The organism is Antiquaquibacter metalliresistens (assembly GCF_029211225.1).
Taxonomy (GTDB): Bacteria; Actinomycetota; Actinomycetes; order Actinomycetales; family Microbacteriaceae; genus Rhodoglobus; species Rhodoglobus metalliresistens.
The window spans coordinates 1-1,350 of sequence record NZ_JARGEM010000023.1 but is presented as its reverse complement, the minus strand read 5'-3'; the positions used below and the strand labels follow the sequence as shown (position 1 = coordinate 1,350).

The following is a 1,350-nucleotide window of genomic DNA, read 5'->3' as shown; positions in this document are numbered from 1 at the left end:
GGGGCTTGACCCCTGATCTTGGACACGCTGATTCCAGCACGGCGCTGGGGAAGCGAGAATCCAAGGGATGGCAAGGAAGAACTACACGGACGAGTTCCGGCAGCGGGCGGTGGACTTGTACGAGTCCACGCCTGGGGCGACGTTGAAGGGCATCGCGGCTGATCTCGGGATCTCTCGCGGCGCGTTGCGGGAGTGGGTCGAGAAGCTCGGCACCGGGGCGACGACCGCGCAGGCGTCGGTGCCGGCGTCGGGGCGGTCGGAGTCGCAGGCGGCGCGGATCGCGCGGCTTGAGGTCGAGCTGGCCGCGTCGAAGGCGGAGAAGCTGAAGCTTGAGACGGAGCGGGACATTCTCCGTCAGGCGGCGAAGTATTTCGCCGGGGAGACGAACTGGTGAACCGCTTCCAGTTCGTTGAGGACCACAAGGACGCCTACGGCGTGAAGCGGTTGTGTGAGGTCGTCGAGATCGGCAGGTCGTCGTTCTACGCCTGGCTCGCAGCAGCGCCGGGACGCGCCGCTCGCGCGGCCGACGACGCGGCTCTCGCGGCGCGGATCCGGGTGCTGCAGGATCCGGCGCAGGGCGGCGACCGCGCCTACGGGGCGCCGCGGATCACCGCCGACCTGAACGACGGCGTCGCCCCTGCTGGACGGGTGAATCACAAGCGGGTCGCGCGGGTGATGCGAGAGAACGGCCTTGCGGGGATCAGGTTGCGCCGACGGGTGAAGACGACGATCCCGGACCAGTCCGGCCGCCGTTTCCCCGACCTCATCGGACGGGACTTCTCGATCGGTGAGCCGAACCGCCGGTACGTCGGCGACATCACCTACCTCCCCATCGCCGACGGGTCGAGCCTCTACCTCGCCACCTGCATCGACCTCGGCTCCCGCAAGCTCGCCGGTTGGCAGATCGCCGACCACATGCGCACCGGACTCGTCGAAGACGCCCTGCGCGCCGCGGCCCGTGATCGCGGGTCACTGGCCGGCACCGTGTTCCACAGCGACCACGGGTCGGTCTACACGTCGAAGGCCTACGGCGAGCTCTGCGAGCGGCTGAAGGTGACACAGTCCATGGGGGCGGTGGGATCGAGTGCCGACAACTCACTGGCGGAGAGCGTCAATGCCGCACTCAAACGGGAGCTCCTCGAGGGCGCTGCAGCGTTCCCCGACCATGCCACCGCCTACCGGGCCGTGTTCCGGTGGGCGAACCGCTACAACACCCGACGGCGTCACTCCGCGATCGGCCACGTGAGCCCGAACACCTACGAAGCCGCCTACGCGGCGACCGCGTCCGCTACCCTCGCGGAAGCGGCATAACCGAACCGACACCGTGTCCACGATCAAGGGTCAAGGCCC

The 1,350-nt window shown here is 68.7% G+C and carries 1 protein-coding gene; it reads left to right on the top strand.

Annotated elements, in window-relative coordinates:
* Nucleotides 1-67 precede the first annotated feature (67 nt).
* Nucleotides 68-1,311, top strand: a protein-coding gene (locus PYV02_RS15290; protein ID WP_420833647.1) for an IS3 family transposase whose coding sequence is annotated in 2 segments (ribosomal slippage) — nucleotides 68-380 and nucleotides 380-1,311 — 1,245 coding nt in all. Because the reading frame shifts where the segments join, the coding sequence is not laid out codon by codon here.
* Nucleotides 1,312-1,350 lie beyond the last annotated feature (39 nt).